The following is a 20,903-nucleotide window of genomic DNA, read 5'->3' on the forward strand; positions in this document are numbered from 1 at the left end:
GCTCATTGTTGTCGTGCGGAATCCGCACAGCAAGCAGTCGAGGGGCGCGAGGGGCGGGGGAAACAGGGGTCAGCGAATGGGTCGGTGGACGTTTTCGTGGGTGGTGGGTCCGGGAGTGGCGTCAGCGATCCAGGGGCCTTCTCCGGAGAGATCGACGATTCCTGATTCGAGCCAGGTGTACGTCCCTGAAAGGACGCCCTTGACGACCTTGCGGTCCAGTTCGTCGGTGTTGCTCCACAGCCGGTTGAAGAGTTCCTCGACGCGAATGCGGGACTGCTTGCAGAAGACGTCGGCCAGTTGGTACGCCTCGCGGCCGTACTCCTCGGTGGTGCGCAGGAGTTCGGCGCGCACGCACACCGCGCTCATCGCGAAGAGCTCGGCGCCGATGTCGACGACCCGGCCGAGGAAGCCCTGCTTGGTCTCCATCTTTCCCTGCCAGCGGGACATGGCGTAGAAGGTGGAGCGGGCCAGCTTGCGGGCGTTGCGCTCGACGTAGCGCAGGTGTCCGGACAGGTCCGCGTGCCCGGCCGGGTGGAACTCGCCGTACGAGCGCGGGAGTTGGCCGGGGCCCGCGACGAGCTTGGGCAGCCAGCGGGCGTAGAAGCCGCCCGCCTTCGCGCCCGCCTTCGCCTTGTCGGACAGGGACTTGTCGGGGTCGATGAGGTCGCCGGCGACCTTCAGGTGGGCGTCCACGGCCTCGCGGGCGATCAGCAGGTGCATGATCTCCGTGGAGCCCTCGAAGATGCGGTTGATGCGCAGGTCGCGCAGGACCTGCTCGGCGGGGACCGCGCGTTCGCCGCGGGCCTTGAGCGAGGCGGCGGTCTCGAAGCCGCGGCCGCCGCGGATCTGCACGAGCTCGTCGGCCATCAGACAGGCCATCTCGGAGCCGTAGAGCTTGGCGAGGGCCGCCTCGATGCGGATGTCGTTGCGGTCCTCGTCGGCCATCTGCGAGGACAGGTCGAGGACGGCCTCCAGGGCGAAGGTGGTGGCGGCGATGAAGGAGATCTTCGCGCCGACCGCCTCGTGGTACGCGACCGGCCTGCCCCACTGCTCACGGGCGCCCGACCACTCGCGGGCGATCTTCAGACACCACTTGCCCGCGCCGACGCACATCGCGGGCAGCGAGAGGCGTCCGGTGTTGAGGGTGGTCAGGGCGATCTTGAGGCCCGCCCCCTCGGGGCCGATGCGGTTCGCGGCGGGGACGCGGACCTGGTGGAAGCGGGTCACGCCGTTCTCCAGGCCGCGCAGGCCCATGAAGGCGTTGCGGTTCTCGACCGTGACGCCCTCGGAGGCCGCCTCGACGACGAAGGCCGTGATGCCGCCCTTGTGCCCTTCGGACTTCGGCACCCGTGCCATGACGACGAGCAGGTCGGCGACGACGCCGTTGGTCGTCCAGAGCTTCACGCCGTCGAGCACGTAGTCGTCGCCGTCGGGGACGGCCGCCATCGCCATCCGCGCCGGGTCCGAACCCACGTCCGGCTCGGTGAGCAGGAACGCGGTGATGTCGGTGCGGGCGCAGCGCGGCAGGAAGGCGTCCTTCTGCTCCTGCGTGCCGAAGATCTTCAGGGGCTGCGGCACGCCGATCGACTGGTGCGCGGAGAGCAGCGCGCCGAGCGCCGGGTTCGCCGAGCCGACCAGGGCCAGGGCCTTGTTGTAGTACACCTGGGTGAGGCCGAGCCCGCCGTACTTGGTGTCGATCTTCATGCCGAGGGCGCCGAGCTCCTTGAGCCCGTTGATGACCTCGTCGGGGATCTGTGCCTCGCGCTCGATGCGTGCCGAGTCGATCTTCGTCTCGCAGAAGTCGCGGAGCTTGGCGAGGAACTCCTCGCCGCGTTTCGCGTCCTCGTCGGGCGGCATCGGGTGCGGATGGATCAGGTCGAGCCGGAAGCGGCCGAGGAAGAGTTCCTTGGCGAAACTGGGTTTGCGCCAGTCCTGCTCGCGGGCGGCCTCTGCGACCTGCCTGGCCTCCCGTTCGGAGACCTTCGCCCGGTGCTCGGGTGCGGGGGATGTTGCGGACATGAGGTTCACCTCGCCGCGTGTCGGGACCACCGGTCCGGCTCGTTACCGACCGGTGCTACTCGATCGTATGTACCCGATTCAGGGCATCCCGGCCAGCCCTCGCGCACGATCCCGCTGAATTGGACTGAATGCGTGAATGCCGGTGACCTTTCTTCCTCATGCCCCGTTCCAGCAGAACGACTGCTACAGAATGCAGCCGTCACTCCCTCTGCAATTGGAGAAATGATGATCCGGAAGGTTCTGGCCGGCGCCGCGCTCGCGACCGCCGCCACCGCCGCGACCGTGGGTGCCGCCGGTATCGCCTCGGCGACGACGGGCGGTGGTCCCGAGGCCGAGAACGTGACCACCAGCGCGCACGACATGAACAAGGCCGCCCGCGTCGCCTACGGCGAGACGGTCAGTGGTACGGGCAACGGCTCCTCGGAGTTCGCCACCAACAACGGTGACGTCGCCATCGCGGGCGACACGGGCGGTGTCGCCAACGCCTACGGCGCCCCGTTCGTCGACGTGGACCTGCGCTGCGCCGTCCCCGCGGCCCAGGGCGTCGGCGGCAACGTGCTCGGCGGCCCCGTCACGACCTGCAACAACGCGCCGGTCGACCAGTTCGACGCTCCCGAGCGCATCATCTGACCCTCCGTCGGGGAGCCCTTCCTCCGTCGCGGGTCTGAGCGGGCCCTTCCCCACCGTGCTGTCTCCTCGCGCGGTCGGGGGAGGGCCCGCTCGTTTCCTCGCTCCGGCGCATTCAGCCATGAATGAATTGAAGAATTCACCCTCGGCTAATTGACCGGGCATTGCACTGAATGAATGAAACGCGGTGACCTTTCCGCGGCCGCCGTGTTTTTTCCGGTTGATGGCCGCTCCTGCCGCCATCACCTTCCTCTCCCCATTGGAGCAAAGATGATCCGGAAAGTTCTGACCGGTGCCGCGCTCATGGCCGCGGCGGCCGTCGCGACCCTCGGCGGTGCGGGCGTGGCCGCGGCGGACTCCACGGAGTTCGCCACCGACAACGGCGACGTGGCCATCGGCGGCGACGCGGGCGGCATCCTGAACAGCTACGGCGCCTCGTTCGTCAACGTGGACCTGCGCTGCGCCGTCCCGGCGCCCCAGGGCGTCGGCGGCAACGTGCTCGGCGGCCCGGTGGCGGCCTGCACCAACGCGCCGGTCGACCAGTTCGACGCGCAGGAGCGCGTCCTCTGACGCACGCCCCGCACGCACGACGGCCGGAGCCCCCGCACAGTGGGCTCCGGCCGTGGTCTTCTGCCGCCTGGTCGCGGCTTGGTCACTCGGTCAGAGGGCGAGGCCCGTCAGGACCATCACGCGCTCGTAGGTGTAGTCGTCCATCGCGTAGCGCACGCCCTCGCGGCCCACGCCGGACTGCTTCACACCGCCGTACGGCATCTGGTCGGCGCGGTAGGACGGGGCGTCGCCGATGACCACGCCGCCGACCTCCAGGGCGCGGTGCGCGCGGAAGGCGGCCTGCAGGTCGTGCGTGAACACGCCCGCCTGGAGGCCGAACTTGGAGTCGTTGACGGCGGCGAACGCCTCCTCCTCGCCGTTCACCTTCTTGAACGTGAGGACCGGTCCGAAGACCTCCTCGCAGGCGATCGTGACGTCGGCGGGCACGTCGGCGAGCACGGTCGGCGCGTAGGAGGCACCGTCGCGCTTGCCGCCGGTGAGCACCTTGGCACCCGCCTTCGCCGCCTCGTCGACCCAGGACTCCACGCGCTTGGCTGCGTCCTCGCTGACCAGCGGTCCTACGTCGGTCTTCGGGTCCGACGGGTCGCCGGTGACCTGGGCCTCGACGGCCTTGACGACGCGCGGCACGAGCCGGTCGTACACGGTGGCGTCCGCGATGACCCGCTGCACGGAGATGCAGGACTGGCCGCCCTGGTAGTTGGAGAAGGTCGCGATGCGCGAGGCGGCCCAGTCCAGGTCCTCGTCCGAGGAGAAGTCGTCGAGGACGACGGCCGCGCCGTTGCCGCCGAGCTCCAGGGTGCAGTGCTTGCGCGGCACCGAGTCCATGATCGCGTAACCGACCTTGTCGGAGCCGGTGAAGGAGATGACCGGCAGCCGCTCGTCCTGGACGAGGGCGGGCATCTTGTCGTTGGTGACCGGCAGGATCGACCAGGAGCCCGCGGGCAGCTCGGTCTCGGCGAGCAGCTCGCCGAGGATCAGGCCGGAAAGGGGGGTGGCCGGGGCGGGCTTGAGGATGATCGGCGCGCCGACGGCGATGGCCGGGGCGATCTTGTGCGCGCAGAGGTTCAGCGGGAAGTTGAACGGCGCGATGCCGAGGACGACACCCTTGGGGAAGCGGCGGGTCAGGGCGAGGCGGCCCTGGCCGCCCGCGTCGGTGTCGAGGCGCTGGGCCTCGCCACCGTTGAAACGGCGGGCCTCCTCGGCGGCGAACCGGAAGACGGAGATCGCGCGGCCGAGTTCGCCGCGGGCCCACTTGATCGGCTTGCCGTTCTCGGCGGAGATCAGCTGGGCGATCTCCTCGGTGCGCTCGACCAGGCGGTTCGACACGTGGGTGAGCGCGGCGGCGCGGACGTGGGCCGGGGTCGCGGCGAACTCGTCGCGGACGGCGTACGCGGCGGCGACGGCCTCCTCGACCTGGGCGTCGGTCGGGACGGCTGCCTTGCCGACGACCCGTCCGTCCCAGGGCGAGGTGACGTCGAGGGTGGTCTCGCCGGTGGTCTGGCGACCGGCGAGCCAGAAGGCGTGGATGGAAGTCATGTCGATTCCCGGCCCTTCCGCGGAGATGTGTCGGGGGGTACGTCCCTCACCGTAGGGGTAGGGGGTGGGGCTGACGTTTATCCGACGCGGAGTACTGGCCGGGGGGCCTGCACCGGTTTGTACGTGTGCTGGCCCCTGGGCCTCGGGCTTCCTTGGGGCCGGTTCTTTCTCCGCGGGCCGGAGGGGGCTGGGCGCGCAGTTCCCCGCGCCCCTTACGGGGCCCGTTCCCCGCCCCCCCTTACGGGGCGCGTCAGTCCGAGCCCATTGATGTTGCCTTCAGCGACAGCCACAGCTCCATGCGGACGTCCGGGTCGTCCAGGGAGCGGCCGAGGATTTCCTCGACCCTTCGCATGCGGTAGCGCAGCGTATGGCGGTGGACGCCCAGGTCGGCCGCCGCCGCGTCCCACTGGCCGTGGCGGGAGAGCCAGGCGCGGAGCGAGGCGACCAGGTCGCCGCGGCCCGTGGCGTCGTGTTCGTGCAGGGCCCGCAGGAGGCCGTCGGCGAACGCGCGCACCGCGTCGTCCGCGAGGAGCGGCAGGACGGATCCGGCGGCCAGCTCCTCGTGCTCGACGAGGGCACGGCCGCGCCTGCGGGCGACGGAGAGGGCCTGTTCCGCCTGCTTGTACGCCGTGGCGGCGGCGATCGGTCCCGCCGGTGCGGACAGGCCCATCACCAGCTCGGCCTCGTCGCCCGAGGCGGTCGCGGGCTCCGTCGCCGCGCCGACGCGGCCCGCTTCCAGCGCCGCCGCGTACTCGGCGCAGGCCCGCACCCCGGCGCCGCCGTCCACCGCGAGGAGCACGAGCCGCTCCCCGTACGGAACGACGAGCAGTGCCTCGCCCGCGCGGGCGGCCGCCGCCTCGACGACGTCGACGAGCGCGGCGAGCTGGTCGGCGCCGTGCGCCTCCGCGGCCGCGAGGACGACGGCGGCCGACGTGGCGACGGGGTGCGTGCCCTCGTCCCGCGCGTCCCCCTCCCCCGCGGCCCCCGCGCCCGTGGCTCCCTGGGCACCGGCCCGCACCCGCGCGGCCGACGCGGACGCGACGTCGGCGACGACGAGCCGGAAGGGCGCGTCGAGCAGCCCGCCGTACAGGTCGCCCGCGACGGTCCGCGCGTGCTCGGGCTCCCCCGCGAGCAGCATGCGCAGCACGGCCGCGCCGATCCGCTGCTCGGCGGCCTGCAGCGAGCGGGACCGTTCGGTGGTGAGGGTGAGCAGGGCGATGGCGGAGTGCACCGCGTACCGCTCGGCGGTGCCGAGGGTGGACGCCGTGCCGACGGCGAGCGCGGCGCGCGGCCTGCGCCCGGTGCCGATCGAGTGCAGCTCGACGCGGTCCTCGGTGCCCGCGACGACGGAGCTGGCGGGCGCGGGCCGCTCCCTGAGGCGTTCGACGTCCGCGGTGAGCCGTCCCGCCCTGCGCGAGGCCCACTCCGGCGCGGTGGCGACGACGGCGCCCGACGCGTCGTACAGCGCGGCCCAGCCGTCGACCTGTCCGGCGAGCGCGAGCAGCAGTCCTTCGGGGCCGTCGCTCAGCGCCTGTTTGGTCAGCTCGCGCTGGGCGGCGAAGCCCGCGGTCACCGCGCGGTACTGCTCGGCGGCGATGGCGGCGGACACGGCCTTGCTGATGGCGAGGAACGGGGTGCGCCTGGGCACCTCGATGAGCGGCAGGCCCGCGTCGGTCGCGGCGTCGAGCAGGGCCCCCGGGATGTCGGGGTAGTGCACGCCGACGGCGAAGCCGAGGCCCACGACGCCGGCGCCCGCGAGGCGCTTCACATAGCGCCGCATGGCCTCCGGATCCTCCGCGTCCAGCTTGAGCGCGGTGATCAGGAGGAGCTCGCCGCCCTCCATGTAGGGCACCGGGTCGGCGAGTTCGCTGGCGTGTGCCCAGCGCACGGGGGTGTCCAGGCGTTCCTCGCCCGCACGCACGGTCAGCTTGAGCGCGGAGTGGTGGACGAGCGAGGCGAGCGTGGGCGGCATGGGACCTTCAGGTCTGCGGCAGCGGGGCGGGCGGTTCCCGGCCCCCGGGATGCGGGCGCCGGGATGTGGATCTTTTGGCCGGTCCGTATGAACGACCTGTGTCGATTCTGCCTCACCGTATGGTGCGCCCGAGACCGAACACCTCGTACGTACGGACCGGAGGCCCCGGCCGCCCTGGACACCCCGGGTGCCCCGTCCCGGCCATTTCAGGCCCGCAGGTCCACGAGCAGCGGCGGCGCGTACTCCCCCCGTACGTCGGTCAGCGAGAGCACCGCGTGCCCCGGCGGCACCCCGTGCGCCAGCTCGGAGGCGGACCAGCGCTCGCGTTCGACCTGTCGGACGGTGACGGCGCGGGCCGTCGGGGCGTTGCCGGTGATGACGCGGCGCAGCATGTGCACCGTCTTGCCCAGCGGGGTCTCGGCGATGATCTGCCGGTCGGTGACATCGCGTGCCTCCGTCCACTCCTTGCCCCAGACTTCCGCGAAGTCCTGGCCGTCCCACGGAGTGAGACCGGAGAGCGCCATGCGGCAGCCGATCGCGCCGAGCAGCGGTGTGCGCAGGGGCCTGGGTACGTCATCGAGCGTACGCAAGGTCATCACGACGCCCGCGTTGGCCGACCGCAGGCGCTGGACCCGGCGTACGGCTTCCGGGGTGACCGTGCCCGACGCGTCGTCCAGGACGAGGCAGGCGAACAGGGAGCGGTCCTCGCGGACGGCGGCGCTCGCGGTGAACTGGGCGAGGACAAGGCGGGCCAGGATGCGCGAGGCGTCCGCGTGGCCGCGCTCGGGCAGGTCGACGCGGACGCGTACGGGATGGTCGAGGGCCCGCAGCGAGAACGGCGTGCTGCGGCCCGTGGTGTCGAAGAAGGCGGCGAAGGCCGGGCGGTCGAGCAGGGCGATGCGGTCGGCGAGGACCGCGCCCGGGTCGCCGGGGTGACCCAACTGGCGCTCGCGCGCGTCGAGTTCGCGGATCATCGCGTTCTGCCCCGCGTCCTGCAGCGCCTTGCGCAGCGCGCCGAGCGGTCCGGGGGAACCGTCGAGGAGCGCGCGCAGTTCCGGCACGGAGGGGAAGCGCCGGTGGACGGCGTAGTGGGGGCCGAGGAGCTGGGCGAGGCAGGTCGTGGAGCGGCGGCTGTCGCCGCTGGGGTGCGGGTCGACGAGGTCGCCGACGAGGGCCTCGGCGAGCACGGCCGCCGCCTCGTCGGGGTCGGTGGTGCCGCCGTACAGATCGAGGTCGTACTCCGAGTCGGGGTGTCCCACGCGGACGACCACGTCGTAGTCCTCGGTGGGTCCGAGCCCCGCGCCCGCCGCCCCGACGACGACCACGGCGGCCCGCCCGGCGAGCGCGCCCAGGCAGAGCGACTCGGCGAGCGGCCACACCACGCGGGCGGTCTTGCCGGAGCCGCCGGGGCCGACGGCGAGCAGCGAGGTGCCGAGCAGCTCGGGGCCGAGGGCGAGCCCGGTGCCCCGGTAGGCGTAGGGGTTGCGCGGGTCGTCGGCGGTCGTGCCGATCCGCACCTGCGCGGTGGCCAGGTCATGCCGGGCGGCGCGCGCGGGCAGGTCCCGGTCCCCGGAGGGGTGCGGGCAGGCGCGGGCGCCGTCGCGCACGACGGCGTCGGTGAAGGCGGCGAGAGGGCTGCGCCCGGACCGCACGGAGCGCCAGGCCCGGGCGATCCGCGCGTGGTCCACGTCCCGCATCAGGCCCGCGCCCGCGTCGGCGGCGAGCCGGTCGGCGGCCGCCGCCGCGCCCGCCGCCCGCAGCTGGGGCCAGCGGGCGGGGTCCTCCTCGGGCGGGGGCGGCGGCGCGGGGGCCTCGCGGCGGCGCAGGTGGGGAGCGGCGAAGCGGCGCCAGACCTCGCCCCAGCGGCCGATCTTGCCGACCGCGATCATGATGCCGAAGGCGATGAGGGTGTAGTAGCCGTACCAGACGAACGCGTTGCCGAGCTCGTCGTGGGCGTAGATCCAGGAGTCGGGCAGGAACAGTTCGAGCGGCAGCACCCACCAGCCGCCCAGGTAGCCGTTCCAGAGCAGGGACCAGACGAGCCACCCGACGAGGAAGGCGATCAGCGCGCCGCTGAGCAGCTGCCGGGTCGGTACGACCTCGGGCTCCTGCGCGGGCCTCGGCTTGTGCGCGAAGCGCCAGATGCCGGGCAGGGTCGCAGGTCGCGGCGCCCGCAGCCAGCCGAGGAAGGCGGCCCCGTCGGGCAGCGGCGGGGCGCCGGGAGCCCCCGCCGGGCGGGGCGGCAGGCCCGGTGCGGGCACCCCTGAATGCGGCGTCACGGCCCCTGGCGGAGGCGCCGCCGGGCGCGGCACCGGTGTCGGGTGAGTGCCGCGTGCGTCGTGCGTGCCGTCGGAGTCCATGCCCCTTGCCCCCTGACCAGCCGATCTGTTGTTTCGCGGGTCAATCTAGTGCCCCGGAAGGGGGAGTTCACCGAATACGCGCCCGGGCCCCCGACGATCCGGCGTCGCCGGGCCGGGTGCGCCGCTATGTCCACCACGGACAACCGCCACGCCGAACGACTCCCCCATGGAGCATGCCCACCCCCTGGCCCCGCCCCTAACCTGCGAAGAAAGCAGTGCAGCGTCCGTATCGTCGCCCCACCCCCAGGAGCCCCCCATGACCGCCCTTCCGCAGGAGCGCCGCGTCGTCACCGCCATCCCCGGACCGAAGTCGCAGGAGCTGCAGGCCCGCCGTACCGCCGTGGTCGCCGGTGGTGTGGGCTCGGTCCTGCCCGTCTTCGCCGCGCGCGCGGGTGGCGGCATCATCGAGGACGTCGACGGCAACCGGCTGATCGACTTCGGTTCCGGCATCGCCGTGACCTCCGTCGGCGCCTCCGCCGAGGCCGTCGTACGCCGGGCGAGCGCCCAGCTCCAGGACTTCACGCACACCTGTTTCATGGTCACGCCGTACGAGGGCTACGTGGCCGTCGCCGAGGCGCTCGCCGAGCTCACGCCGGGTGACCACGCGAAGAAGTCGGCGCTGTTCAACTCGGGCGCCGAGGCCGTCGAGAACGCCGTCAAGATCGCTCGCGCGCACACCAAGCGCCAGGCCGTCGTCGTCTTCGACCACGGCTACCACGGCCGCACGAACCTCACGATGGCGCTGACCGCCAAGAACATGCCGTACAAGAACGGCTTCGGCCCGTTCGCGCCCGAGGTCTACCGCGTCCCGGTCGCCTACGGCTACCGCTGGCCGACCGGCGCCGAGAACGCGGGCGTCGAGGCCGCCAAGCAGGCCATCGACATGATCGGCAAGCAGGTCGGCGCGGACAACGTCGCCGCGATCATCATCGAGCCGGTGCTCGGCGAGGGCGGCTTCATCGAGCCCGCCAAGGGCTTCCTGCCCGCGATCGTGGAGTACGCCAAGGACAACGGCATCGTCTTCGTGGCGGACGAGATCCAGTCCGGCTTCTGCCGCACCGGCCAGTGGTTCGCCTGCGAGGACGAGGGCATCGTCCCCGACCTGATCACGACGGCCAAGGGCATCGCGGGCGGCCTGCCGCTCGCCGCCGTCACGGGCCGCGCCGAGATCATGGACGCCGCGCACGCGGGCGGCCTCGGCGGCACCTACGGCGGCAACCCGGTGGCCTGCGCCGGTGCGCTCGGCGCCATCGAGACGATGAAGGAGCTCGACCTCAACGCCAAGGCGAAGGCGATCGAGTCGACGATGAAGGCCCGCCTGTCCGCGATGGCCGAGAAGTTCGACATCATCGGCGACATCCGCGGCCGCGGCGCGATGATCGCCATCGAGCTGGTCAAGGACCGCACGACCAAGGAGCCGAACCCGGAGGCCACCGCGGCCCTCGCCAAGGCCTGCCACGCCGAGGGTCTGCTGGTCCTGACCTGTGGCACCTACGGCAACGTCCTGCGCTTCCTGCCGCCGCTGGTCATCGGCGACGACCTCCTGAACGAGGGCATGGACATCATCGAGGGCGTCTTCGCGGGCGTCTGACGTGTGGGGATCCCCGTGCGGTGCCGCCCCGGTGTCCCGGGGCGACCGTCGGGGCCTGTGAAGAACGTGTGCGGGCCCCATGTCGGGATGCTGTTCCGCCTGTTGGCCCGCACGTCGCTGACGTACGGTTTCTGCAGTTGAGAGAAACACCCCGCCCACAGGGGACTGTGGGCGGCACCACGGTGGAGCTTCCCCGGCCTCACCCTGGTCGTGCCCTCGCGCACACCCGGAGCTTCAGGCTCCGGAACTCCTCACCGATCGGATGGCCGCCCGCCCCAAACCCCCCGGGGCGCGCGGCACCCCGATCCGGACGGCCGCCCATCGGGAACGGCTGTTCACCGAAGGGCTAGCGCACACCCCCCCTTGCGCTAGCCCTTCGGCGCGTCCGGCCGCTCCTTCCTGACAGGCTGCTGCCCATGGCTACTTCCCAGGGACGGACCGCCCTGTCCCTCACGTCGTGTGCGCTCCTCTTCGCCCTCCTCACCTGGCAGGTCGTCATCGACGGCCCGCTGCGCGGGGCCGACGAACGATGGGGGCGCGCCGTCGTCGGCAGCCGTCTGCCCGACCGGGCCGCGGAGTTCCTCGCCGACCTCGGCAACATCGCGGTCGCCGTGCCGGTCCTCGCGGCGGTCATCGCGTACGTGTCCTGGCACGCGCGGCGCGCCGGAACGTTCCGCTGGTGGCTGCCGGGCCTGGCCGCCGCCGTCACGATGGCCTGCGTGCCCGCGCTCGTCGCCCCGCTCAAGTCCATGATCACGCGGCCGGGACCGCCGGGCATGACCGGCGAAGGCGGCTTCTACCCCTCGGGCCACGCGGCGACGGCCGCGGTCGCCTACGGAGCGGCCGCACTGCTCCTGCTCCCCCTGCCGCACGGCGCCTACGGCCGACGCGAACTGGTCATCGGCTGCGTCCTGTTGAACGCGGCGATCGGCTTCGGGCTCGTGCGGCAGGGGTATCACTGGCCGCTGGACGTCGTGGCGTCGTGGCTGCTGTCAGCGATGTTGTTGCAGGTGATGGTGCTGGTCGTGGCGCGCGTCAGCCGAAGTACGCGTCGAAGTTCTTCGAGAACTCCCAGCTGTTGAACCGGTCCCAGTTGATCGACCAGGTCATCAGGCCGCGCAGGTCCGGCCAGGTGCCGTGGGTCTGGTACGAGCCGCAGTTGGTCTTCTTCGTCAGGCAGTCGAGGGCCTTGTTGACCTCGCCCGTGGAGACGTGGCCGTTGCCCGCGTTGACGGAGGCGGGCATGCCGATGGCGACCTTCTGCGGCGGCAGCGGCGGGAAGACGTTGTTCTTGTCGCCCGCCACCGGGAAGCCGGTCAGGAGCATGTCGGTCATCGCGATGTGGAAGTCCGCGCCGCCCATGGAGTGGTACTGGTTGTCCAGGCCCATGATCGGGCCCGAGTTGTAGTCCTGGACGTGCAGCAGCGTGAGGTCGTCGCGCAGGGCGTGGATGACCGGCAGGTAGGCGCCCGCGCGCGGGTCCTGGCCGCCCCATTTGCCGGTGCCGTAGAACTGGTAGCCGAGCTGTACGAAGAAGGTCTCGGGCGCCATCGTGAGGGTGAAGCCGGAGCCGTACTTGGCCTTGAGGGTCTTCACCGCCGAGATGAGGTTCACGATCGACGGGGTCTTCGGCTTCTTGAAGTCCGTGTCGTCGGCGTTCAGCGAGAGGGAGTGGCCCTCGAAGTCGATGTCCAGGCCGTCGAGCCCGTACTCGTCGATGATCGCCGAGACGGAGGAGACGAACTTGTCGCGGGCCGCCGTCGTCTTCAGCTGGACCTGGCCGTTCTGGCCGCCGATGGAGATCTGGACCTTCTTGCCCGCGGCCTGCTTGGCCTTGATCGCGGCCTTGAACTCGTCCTTCGTCTCCACGTTCGGGCACTCGGTCTTCGGACAGAGGCCGAAGCGGATGTCGCCCGAGGTCGCCGAGGTCGGTTCGCCGAAGGCGAGGTCGATGATGTCCCAGCTGTCGGGGGTGTCCGCGAGCCGGGTGTACCCGGAGCCGTTGGCGAAGCTGGTGTGCAGATAGCCGACGAGGGCGTGGTCGGCGGGGGCCTTGGGCGCGGCGTCGGCGGCTTGCGCGGTCGCCGAGGTCACCGCGGGCGCGGCGAGCGCGAGCGCCGCGGCGATGGCAAGGGTCGTACGTCTGACATGGCTTATCAGCGAGCGGTCCACAACTGCCTCCGGCACATGGGGGGATGGGAGGGTGGCGCGCCCAACTTGGTCCAGACCAATTAAGTTGTCAAGACTTCCGGCAGCTCAGCCCCCAGCCTCCCCGTCACCCGCCACCCGCGCGGCCGCCTCGTGCATCGCCAGTTCGAGCAGCGCCGGGTCCGTCAGCGTGCCCGCGCCGTCCGGCGGGACCAGCCAGCGGACGCCGCCGCTGGCCCGCCCCGGGTAGGGCACGACGATCCAGGTGCCGCGGCCCGCGCCGCGTACGCCCGTGCCGATCCAGCGGGCGACCGTGCCCGGCGGCACGAAGAACCCCATGCGGGCGTCGCCGAAGTCGGCGAGCACGGGGCCCGGACGGTCGACGCAGCGGGTCAGCACGTCGAGCGTGGGGTATCCGAGCTCACCCGGCAGGATCAGCACGTCCCAGCGCTTGCCCGCGGGCAGCAGCGCGACCCCCAGGGGATTGCGTTCCCACTCCCAGCGGCAGGCGTCCGGATCCGGTGCCACCGACACGAGCCATTCGACCGCCGACTTGGCCTCCGAGCCAGTCATGACGGGACCTCCCTTACCTGTGCAATAACGGTGCGTACACAGGTGAGAGAGGTCCCGGGGCCGAGCATTACGCGGTTTCCCGCCACCAGTTGGCAGTGGAGAGGGGCACTGGCCGAGGGCAGGGCGTACGCCGGTCGAGCACGCCCCGCTCAGCCGCGCGGGACGACCCGCCCGCCCGGCCGCTCAGCTGTCGAAGCCGAGCCCCAGCTTGTCCATGGTCTTGAGCCACAGGTTCCGCTTGCCGCCGTTGGCGTCGGACCTGGCGAGCGACCACTTGGTCAGCGCCACCCCGGTCCACGCGAAGGGCTCGGGCGGGAACGGCAGCGGCTTCGTACGGACCATCTCCAGGTCCGTACGCTCGGTGCGCTCTCCGGAGAGGAGGTCCAGCATGACGTCGGCGCCGAACCGGGTGGCTCCGACGCCGAGGCCCGTGTAGCCCGCCGCGTACGCGACGCGGCCCTTGTGCGCCGTGCCGAAGAACGCCGAGAAGCGCGAGCAGGTGTCGATCGCGCCGCCCCACGCGTGCGTGAAGCGCACCCCCTCCAGCTGCGGGAAGCAGGTGAAGAAATGGCCCGCGAGCTTCGCGTACGTCTCGGGGCGGTCGTCGTACTCGGCGCGCACCTTGCCGCCGAACGGATAGATCGCGTCGTAACCGCCCCACAGGATGCGGTTGTCGGCCGAGAGCCGGAAGTAGTGGAACTGGTTGGCGCTGTCGCCGAGTCCCTGGCGGTTCTTCCAGCCGATCGAGGCCAGCTGGTCCTCGGTGAGCGGCTCGGTCATCAGCGCGTAGTCGTAGACCGGAACGGTGTACGAACGCAGGCGCTTGACCAGGGAGGGGAAGATGTTCGTGGCGAGCGCGACCTGACGGGCGAAGACCCTGCCGTACGGCGTGCGGATCGCCATCCCCGCGCCGGACGACGCCAGTTGGAGCGCCGGGGTGTGCTCGTAGACGCGCACGCCCTTCTCCAGGCATGCCCGCTTCAGGCCCCACGCCAGCTTCGCCGGGTGCAGCATGGCGACGCCGTCGCGGTCCCAGAGGCCGCCGAGGAACGTCGGCGAGTCGACCTGCTCGCGCAGCGCGTCCGCGTCGAGCAGCTCCGAGCCCGCCGCGAGACCGTGCTCGGCCATCTCCGCGTACATCTCGCGCAGTTCGGCCAGCTGATGCGGCGCGGTGGCCACGTCGATCTCGCCGGTGCGCTCGAAGTCGCAGTCGATGGAGTAGCGCTTGACGGCCGCCTCGATCTCGTCGAGGTTGCGGGCGCCGAGCTCCTCCAGCTTCTCGATCTCGCCGGGCCAGCGGGACAGGCCGTTGGAGATGCCGTGCGTGAGGGACGCGGCACAGAAGCCTCCGTTGCGCCCCGAGGCGGCCCAGCCCGCCTCGCGGCCCTCGACCAGGACCACCTCGCGGCGCGGGTCGCGCTCCTTGGCGATGAGCGCGGTCCACAGTCCGCTGTAGCCGCCGCCCACGACCAGGAGGTCGCACCGGTCGTCGCCGGTGAGGGCGGGTTCGGGGGTCGGCCTGCCGGGGTCGTCCAGCCAGAAGGACACCGGCTGGGCGTCGGAGAGGGACTTGGTCCAACGGGTCATGGCGCTAGGGGCCATGATTTCCACTCCTTCAGAAAAGGTAAGAGCGTCAGTTCGCTTGCTTGTTCCGGCGCTTTCCGATGAGCATTCCGGAGAGTACGAGAAGGACGGCGACGAGGAACATCGCCGTGCCGATCACATTGATCTGAACGGGCGTACCCCGCTGCGCGGATCCCCAGACGAACATGGGGAACGTCACAGTCGAGCCCGCGTTGAAATTCGTGATGATGAAGTCGTCGAAGGAGAGCGCGAAGGCGAGCAGCGCGCCCGCCGCGATTCCCGGCGCGGCGATCGGCAGCGTCACGCGCAGGAACGTCTGCACGGGTCCCGCGTAAAGGTCCTGCGCGGCCTGTTCGAGGCGCGGGTCCATCGACATGACGCGTGCCTTGACGGCGGTCACCACGAAGCTGAGGCAGAACATGATGTGGGCGATCAGCACGGTCCAGAAACCGAGCTGCGCGCCCATGTTGAGGAAGAGCGTGAGCAGCGAAGCGGCCATGACGACCTCGGGCATCGCCATCGGCAGGAAGATCAGCGAGTTGACCGCGCCGCGCGCCCGGAAGCGGTAGCGCACGAGCGCGAAGGCGATCATCGTGCCAAGCACGGTCGCGCCGATCGTCGCCCAGGTGGCGATCTGCAGGCTCAGCGAGAGCGAACCGCACATGTCGGCGACGCCGCACGGATCCTGCCAGGCGTCGAGCGAGAATTCCTGCCAGGAGTAATTGAAGCGGCCCTTCGGCTTGTTGAAGGAGAACACCGTCACGACGACGTTCGGGAGCAGCAGATAGGCGAGCGTAAGAAGACCGGCGATGACGATGACATTGCGCCGGAGCCAGCGGAAGAAGGCGGAGAAAGGCGAGAAGGCAGCCATCAGACGAGGTCCTCCGTCCCTGACTTGCGGATGTAGAAGGTGACCATGAAGAGGATCGCGGCCATGAGGATGAAGGAGAGCGCCGCGGCCGTCGGGTAATCCAGAATGCGCAGGAACTGCGTCTGGATGACGTTTCCGACCATGCGGGTGTCGGTGGAGCCGAGCAGGTCCGCGTTCACGTAGTCGCCCGCCGCCGGAATGAAGGTGAGCAGCGTGCCGGAGACGACGCCCGGCATGGAGAGCGGGAAGGTCACCTTGCGGAAGGTCGTGGACGGCCTGGCGTACAGGTCGCCCGCGGCCTCGTGCAGGCGGCCGTCGATGCGCTCCAGGGAGGTGTAGAGCGGCAGGATCATGAACGGCAGGAAGTTGTACGTGAGTCCGCAGATCACCGCGAGTGGCGTGGCGAGGACCCGGTCCCCGTCCGTGACGCCCAGCCAGCTGGTGACGTCCAGGACGTGCAGCGAGTTCAGGGCGCCGACGACGGGCCCGCCGTCGGCGAGGATCGTCTTCCACGCCAGCGTACGGATGAGGAAGCTGGTGAAGAACGGCGCGATGACCAGGACCAGGATGAGGTTGCGCCAGCGGCCCGCGCGGAACGCGATCAGATACGCGAGCGGATAGCCGAGCAGCAGGCACAGGACCGTGGCGGCGCCCGCGTACATCACCGAGCGCAGGAACTGCGGCCAGTAGTCGCTCAGCGCGTCCCAGTAGGTCGCGAAGTGCCAGGTGACCTTGAAGCCCTCTTCGAGGGAGCCGGTCTGCACGGACGTCGACGCCTGGTAGACCAGCGGCAGCGCGAAGAAGACGACGAGCCAGAGGATGCCGGGGAGCAGCAGCCAGTAGGGGACGAGGCGGCCGCGCCTGCGGGGCTTGCGCGATGGCGCCTCGGGTTCTTCCTTCGGGGGCGCGTCGGTGAGGGTCGTCGTCATGCGGAGGTGTCCTCCTCGACCTTCTCGACGCCCGCCTCGACGTCCTGCGTGGCGTCGAGGCCGAAGGTGTGCGCGGGGTTCCAGTGCAGGACCACCTCGGCGCCAGGGGTGAGCCTGCCGTCGCGCTCGATGTTCTGCGCGTACACCTCGAAGGAGTCGCAGAGCGGGCTGTCGACGACGTACTGCGTGGAGACGCCGATGAAGCTGCTGTCGGCGATGGTGCCGGTGATGCGGTTGCGGCCCTCGGGGATCTGCCCCGCGTCGTCGGCGTGCGTGAGGGAGATCTTCTCCGGGCGTATGCCGACCAGGACCTTGCCGCCCGCCGTGGTCGGGGCGGTACATCGGGCGGCGGGCAGCACGAGCTTGCCGTCCCCGGCCTTGAGGACGATGTCGTCGCCGCTGGTGCCGCCGATCTCGGCCTCGATGAAGTTCGAGGTGCCGAGGAAGTTGGCGACGAAGGTGGTCCCCGGGTTCTCGTAGAGGTCGGCGGGGGCGCCCAGCTGTTCGACGCGGCCGCCGTTCATCACGGCCACGGTGTCGGCCATCGTCATGGCCTCCTCCTGGTCGTGCGTGACGTGCACGAAGGTGATGCCGACCTCGGTCTGGATGCGCTTGAGCTCCAGTTGCATCTGGCGGCGCAGCTTCAGGTCGAGGGCGCCGAGCGGCTCGTCGAGGAGCAGCACCTTGGGGTGGTTGATGAGCGCGCGGGCGACGGCGACGCGCTGCTGCTGTCCACCGGAGAGCTGGTGCGGCTTCTTGCGGGCCTGCTCGCCGAGCTGGACCAGGTCGAGCATCTCGCCGACCTGCTTCTTCACGGACTTGATGCCGCGCCTGCGCAGGCCGAAGGCGACGTTCTCGAAGATGTCCAGGTGCGGGAAGAGCGCGTACGACTGGAAGACGGTGTTGACCGGACGCTTGTAGGGCGGCAGCGCCGTGACGTCCTGGTCACCGAGGTGGACCGTGCCGGAACTGGGCTCCTCCAGACCGGCGATCATGCGGAGCGTGGTGGTCTTGCCGCAGCCGGACGCCCCGAGCAGCGCGAAGAAGGAGCCCTGCGGCACGGTGAGATCGAGCGGCTGTACGGCGGTGAAGGAGCCGTAGGTCTTGCTGATCCCGGAGAGACGGACGTCGCCGCCGTGGTCTTGAGCAGTGGTCATGGTGGGTCCAGGGGAAGTCGAGGGGGAACGAGGGGCGGACAAGGGGCGCCCCCGAAGGGGCGCGGGGCTCTGACACTTGCGGCTCCGCCGCGGGGCGCGACCAGCCGAAGACAACCTGCGGACGCAGGCCGACAGCTGCCTGCCCAAGCGCTACGCGCCAGTAAGCTTCGCGAACTTCTCTTCGTACGCGGTCTCTTCCTTGGGCGTCAGCGACCTGAACGCCCGGGACTTCGCCTTCATCTCCTTGTCGGGAATGATCAGCGGATTCGACGCCGCGTCGGCGTCGATCTTCGCGAGAGCATCCCGCACCCCGTCCACGGGGCACACGTAATTGATGTACGCGGCGAGCCGAGCCGCAGGCTCCGGCTCGTAGTAGTAGTCGATGAGCCGCTCGGCGTTCTTCTTGTGCCGCGCCTTGTTGGGGACCAGCAGATTGTCCGTGGACGTGATGTAGCCCTGGTCCGGAATGTGGAAGTCGACGGCCGGGTTGTCGGCCTTGAGCTGCACGATGTCACCGGCCCAGCCGAGGCACGCGGCGATGTCGCCCTTGTCCAGGTCGGAGGTGTAGTCGTTGCCGGTGAAACGGCGGATCTGCTTGTTGTCGACGGCCTTCTGGAGGCGGGCGATCGCCGCGTCGAAGTCGTCGTCGGTGAAGTCCGCGGGGTCCTTGCCCAGGTCGATGAGGGTCATGCCGACGGTGTCGCGCATCTCGGAGAGGAAGCCGACGCGCCCCTTGAGCTCCGGGTCGTCGAGCAGCTGCGAGACGGACGTGATCTTCTTCCCGCCGGTCGCCTTCTTGTTGTAGGCGATGACGGTGGAGATGCCGGTCCAGGGGTACGAGTAGGCCCGCCCCGGGTCCCAGTCGGGATCGCGGAACTGGGTGGAGAGATGGGCGTACGCGTGCGGCAGATTGGCCGGGTCCAGTTTCTGGACCCACCCGAAGCGGATGAGCCGGGCGGCCAGCCAGTCGGTGACGCAGATGAGGTCGCGTCCGGTGTCCTGGCCCGCGGCGAGCTGCGGCTTGATCTTCCCGAAGAACTCGACGTTGTCGTTGATGTCCTCGGTGTACTTGACCGTGATCCCGGTGCGCTTGGTGAACGCCTCCAGGGTGGGCCGCCGGTTCGCGTCCTTCTCGTCGACGTCCATGTACTCGGTCCAGTTGGAGAAGGTGACGCGCTTCTCGTCGGCCGAGTGGTCATCGGCGGCGACGCCTCCCTTGCCCTTGCCCGCCGCGGGGATCCCGCAGGCGCTCAGCGCCCCGAGTCCGCCGACGGCGAGCACGCCGCCCGAGGTGGCGCGCAGCAGGGAACGGCGGGTCAGGGAGCCCCTGCCGTTGCGCAGGCTGCGGTGCATGGCGGCCAGTTGGGCCGGGGAGGGCAGGCGGTCGGGCTCGTACTGCTCCATGCGCGTGGTTGCCCTTTCGGGAGGATGGGCGGCCGCGGGTCAGGCGGCCCTGTGGTGGCTATCGGTCCCCGAAGATCGTGCGGTGCCAGTCCTTGCGGACCACCGCGGTGTTGTCGAACATGACGTGCTTGACCTGCGTGTACTCCTCAAACGAGTACGCCGACATGTCCTTGCCGTAGCCGGACGCCTTGTAGCCGCCGTGCGGCATCTCGCTGAGGATCGGGATGTGGTCGTTGACCCACACGCACCCGGCCTTGATCTCGCGGGTCGCCCGGTTGGCGCGGAACACGTCGCGGCTCCAGGCCGACGCGGCGAGTCCGTAGGGGGTGTCGTTGGCGAGCCGGATGCCCTCGTCGTCGCTGTCGAAGGGCAGCACCACGAGCACGGGCCCGAAGATCTCGGACTGCACGACCTCGCTGTCCTGCGCGGCGTCGGCGATGAGCGTGGGCTTGTAGAACGCGCCGGGGTGCTGGAGCGGCGCGCCGCCGGTCACCACGCGCGCGTAGGAGCGGGCCCGGTCGACGAAACCGGCGACGCGGTCGCGGTGCGCGTGCGAGATGAGCGGTCCCATGTCGGTGCTCGGGTCGAACGGGTCGCCGAGCCGCACGCTCTCCATCAGGTCGGCGACGCCCGACACGAAGGCGTCGTACAGCGGGCGCTGGACGTACGCGCGCGTGGCGGCCGTGCAGTCCTGGCCCGAGTTGATCAGCGCACCGGCGACCGCGCCGTGCACGGCCGCGTCGAGATCGGCGTCGTCGAAGACCACGAAGGGCGCCTTGCCGCCGAGCTCCAGGTGGAGGCGCTTGACGGTGGCCGTGGCGATCTCGGCGACGCGCTTGCCGACGCCGGTGGACCCGGTGAAGGACGTCATGGCGACGTCGGGGTGGCCCACCAGGCGCTCGCCCGCCTCCTTGCCCGCGCCCGTGACGATGTTGACGACGCCGTCGGGGATCCCGGCCTCGGTGGCGGCCTGTGCGAACAGGAGCGAGGTGAAGGGCGTCAGCTCCGCGGGCTTCAGCACGATGGTGTTGCCTGCGGCGATCGCCGGGAGGACCTTCCAGGCGGCCATCTGGAGGGGGTAGTTCCAGGGCGCGATGGAGCCGACCACGCCGATCGGCTCACGGCGTACGTACGAGGTGTGGTCCCCGGTGTACTCGCCCGCCGACTGGCCCTGCAGATGGCGGGCCGCGCCCGCGAAGAAGGCGGCGTTGTCGACGGTCCCCGGGACGTCGAACTCCCGGCTCAGCTTGATCGGCTTCCCGCACTGCAAGGACTCGGCCCGCGCGATCTCCTCCGCGCGGTCGGCCAGCACGCCCGCGAAGCGGTGCATGGCGTCCGAGCGCTCGCCCGGGGTGGCGCCCGCCCAGCCGGGGAACGCCTCGGCGGCCGCGGCGACGGCGGCGTCGACGTCGTCTCTTCCGGCGAGTTCGTACGAGTAGACCTCGTTGCCCGTGGCGGGGTCGACGACGGCGTGCTGGGTGCCCGAAGTCCCCTTGGTCAGCCGCCCCGCGATGTACTGCGCGCCGTCCGAGAAGTGGTCCTGCGCCTGGAAGTTGTGCATG

Annotated in this window: 15 protein-coding genes and 1 pseudogene; 4 read left to right on the forward strand and 12 right to left on the reverse strand. The window is 70.8% G+C overall.

Features of this window, described 5'->3' with window-relative positions:
* Positions 1-69 precede the first annotated feature (69 nt).
* Entirely contained in the window at positions 70-2,019 is a 1,950-nt protein-coding gene (locus tag CP970_RS11760; protein WP_055556115.1) for an acyl-CoA dehydrogenase family protein, read from the reverse strand.
* A 222-nt stretch (positions 2,020-2,241) separates the two neighbouring features.
* Between CP970_RS11760 and CP970_RS11765 the strand changes: the two genes are divergently transcribed.
* Positions 2,242-2,649, forward strand: coding sequence for a hypothetical protein (locus CP970_RS11765; RefSeq protein WP_224058384.1), 408 nt, complete (start codon positions 2,242-2,244; stop codon positions 2,647-2,649).
* A 267-nt stretch (positions 2,650-2,916) separates the two neighbouring features.
* Positions 2,917-3,216 carry a hypothetical protein gene (locus CP970_RS11770; RefSeq protein WP_055556106.1) on the forward strand — a complete coding sequence of 100 codons (300 nt, stop codon included), beginning with the start codon at positions 2,917-2,919 and terminating at the stop codon, positions 3,214-3,216.
* Positions 3,217-3,306: 90 nt separating this feature from the next.
* Here CP970_RS11770 and CP970_RS11775 read toward each other — a convergent pair whose 3' ends face one another.
* From CP970_RS11775 to CP970_RS44165, 3 genes are all read right to left on the reverse strand, one after another.
* Positions 3,307-4,752 carry an aldehyde dehydrogenase family protein gene (locus CP970_RS11775; protein WP_150493264.1) on the reverse strand — a complete coding sequence of 482 codons (1,446 nt, stop codon included), beginning with the start codon at positions 4,750-4,752 and terminating at the stop codon, positions 3,307-3,309.
* A 250-nt stretch (positions 4,753-5,002) separates the two neighbouring features.
* On the reverse strand, positions 5,003-6,724 hold the full coding sequence (locus tag CP970_RS11780; RefSeq protein WP_150493266.1) for a PucR family transcriptional regulator: 1,722 nt from the start codon (positions 6,722-6,724) through the stop codon (positions 5,003-5,005).
* A gap of 206 nt (positions 6,725-6,930) precedes the next feature.
* Positions 6,931-9,084 (reverse strand): ATP-binding protein, encoded by a 2,154-nt coding sequence (locus CP970_RS44165; RefSeq protein ID WP_191094904.1) that lies wholly within the window; start codon positions 9,082-9,084, stop codon positions 6,931-6,933.
* Positions 9,085-9,340: 256 nt separating this feature from the next.
* Here CP970_RS44165 and gabT point away from each other — a divergent pair, with 256 nt between their 5' ends.
* Together gabT and CP970_RS11795 are read left to right on the forward strand one after the other, a co-directional pair.
* On the forward strand, positions 9,341-10,675 hold the full coding sequence (gabT, locus tag CP970_RS11790) for a 4-aminobutyrate--2-oxoglutarate transaminase (RefSeq protein WP_055554463.1): 1,335 nt from the start codon (positions 9,341-9,343) through the stop codon (positions 10,673-10,675).
* Between the two features lie 416 nt (positions 10,676-11,091).
* Positions 11,092-11,757 (forward strand): phosphatase PAP2 family protein, encoded by a 666-nt coding sequence (locus tag CP970_RS11795; protein ID WP_055554461.1) that lies wholly within the window; start codon positions 11,092-11,094, stop codon positions 11,755-11,757.
* Here the strand turns inward: CP970_RS11795 and CP970_RS11800 are convergent.
* The 8 genes and pseudogenes from CP970_RS11800 to CP970_RS11835 form a co-directional block, all read right to left on the reverse strand.
* Positions 11,711-12,718, reverse strand: a pseudogene (locus CP970_RS11800) (chitinase); the annotation flags it as partial. The gene CP970_RS11795 and the pseudogene CP970_RS11800 overlap by 47 nt on opposite strands.
* Before the next feature lie 213 nt (positions 12,719-12,931).
* Positions 12,932-13,396 carry a hypothetical protein gene (locus CP970_RS11805; RefSeq protein WP_055554459.1) on the reverse strand — a complete coding sequence of 155 codons (465 nt, stop codon included), beginning with the start codon at positions 13,394-13,396 and terminating at the stop codon, positions 12,932-12,934.
* Positions 13,397-13,579: 183 nt separating this feature from the next.
* Entirely contained in the window at positions 13,580-14,998 is a 1,419-nt protein-coding gene (locus CP970_RS11810) for an NAD(P)/FAD-dependent oxidoreductase (RefSeq protein WP_055554457.1), read from the reverse strand.
* A 31-nt stretch (positions 14,999-15,029) separates the two neighbouring features.
* Entirely contained in the window at positions 15,030-15,851 is an 822-nt protein-coding gene (locus CP970_RS11815; RefSeq protein WP_055554455.1) for an ABC transporter permease, read from the reverse strand.
* Complete coding sequence (locus CP970_RS11820; protein ID WP_055554452.1) at positions 15,851-16,780, reverse strand: ABC transporter permease; 930 nt, start codon at positions 16,778-16,780, stop codon at positions 15,851-15,853. The genes CP970_RS11815 and CP970_RS11820 overlap by 1 nt, the downstream gene beginning before the upstream one ends.
* Positions 16,777-17,937 carry an ABC transporter ATP-binding protein gene (locus tag CP970_RS11825; RefSeq protein WP_055554450.1) on the reverse strand — a complete coding sequence of 387 codons (1,161 nt, stop codon included), beginning with the start codon at positions 17,935-17,937 and terminating at the stop codon, positions 16,777-16,779. Before CP970_RS11825 ends, CP970_RS11820 begins: the two co-directional genes overlap by 4 nt.
* A gap of 150 nt (positions 17,938-18,087) precedes the next feature.
* On the reverse strand, positions 18,088-19,341 hold the full coding sequence (locus CP970_RS11830; RefSeq protein ID WP_055554448.1) for a polyamine ABC transporter substrate-binding protein: 1,254 nt from the start codon (positions 19,339-19,341) through the stop codon (positions 18,088-18,090).
* A 58-nt stretch (positions 19,342-19,399) separates the two neighbouring features.
* Positions 19,400-20,902, reverse strand: a complete 1,503-nt coding sequence (locus tag CP970_RS11835) for a gamma-aminobutyraldehyde dehydrogenase (RefSeq protein ID WP_055554446.1) — start codon at positions 20,900-20,902, stop codon at positions 19,400-19,402.
* Between the last annotated feature and the right edge of the window lies 1 nt (position 20,903).

It is taken from the genome of Streptomyces kanamyceticus, assembly GCF_008704495.1.
Classification (GTDB): Bacteria; Actinomycetota; Actinomycetes; order Streptomycetales; family Streptomycetaceae; genus Streptomyces; species Streptomyces kanamyceticus.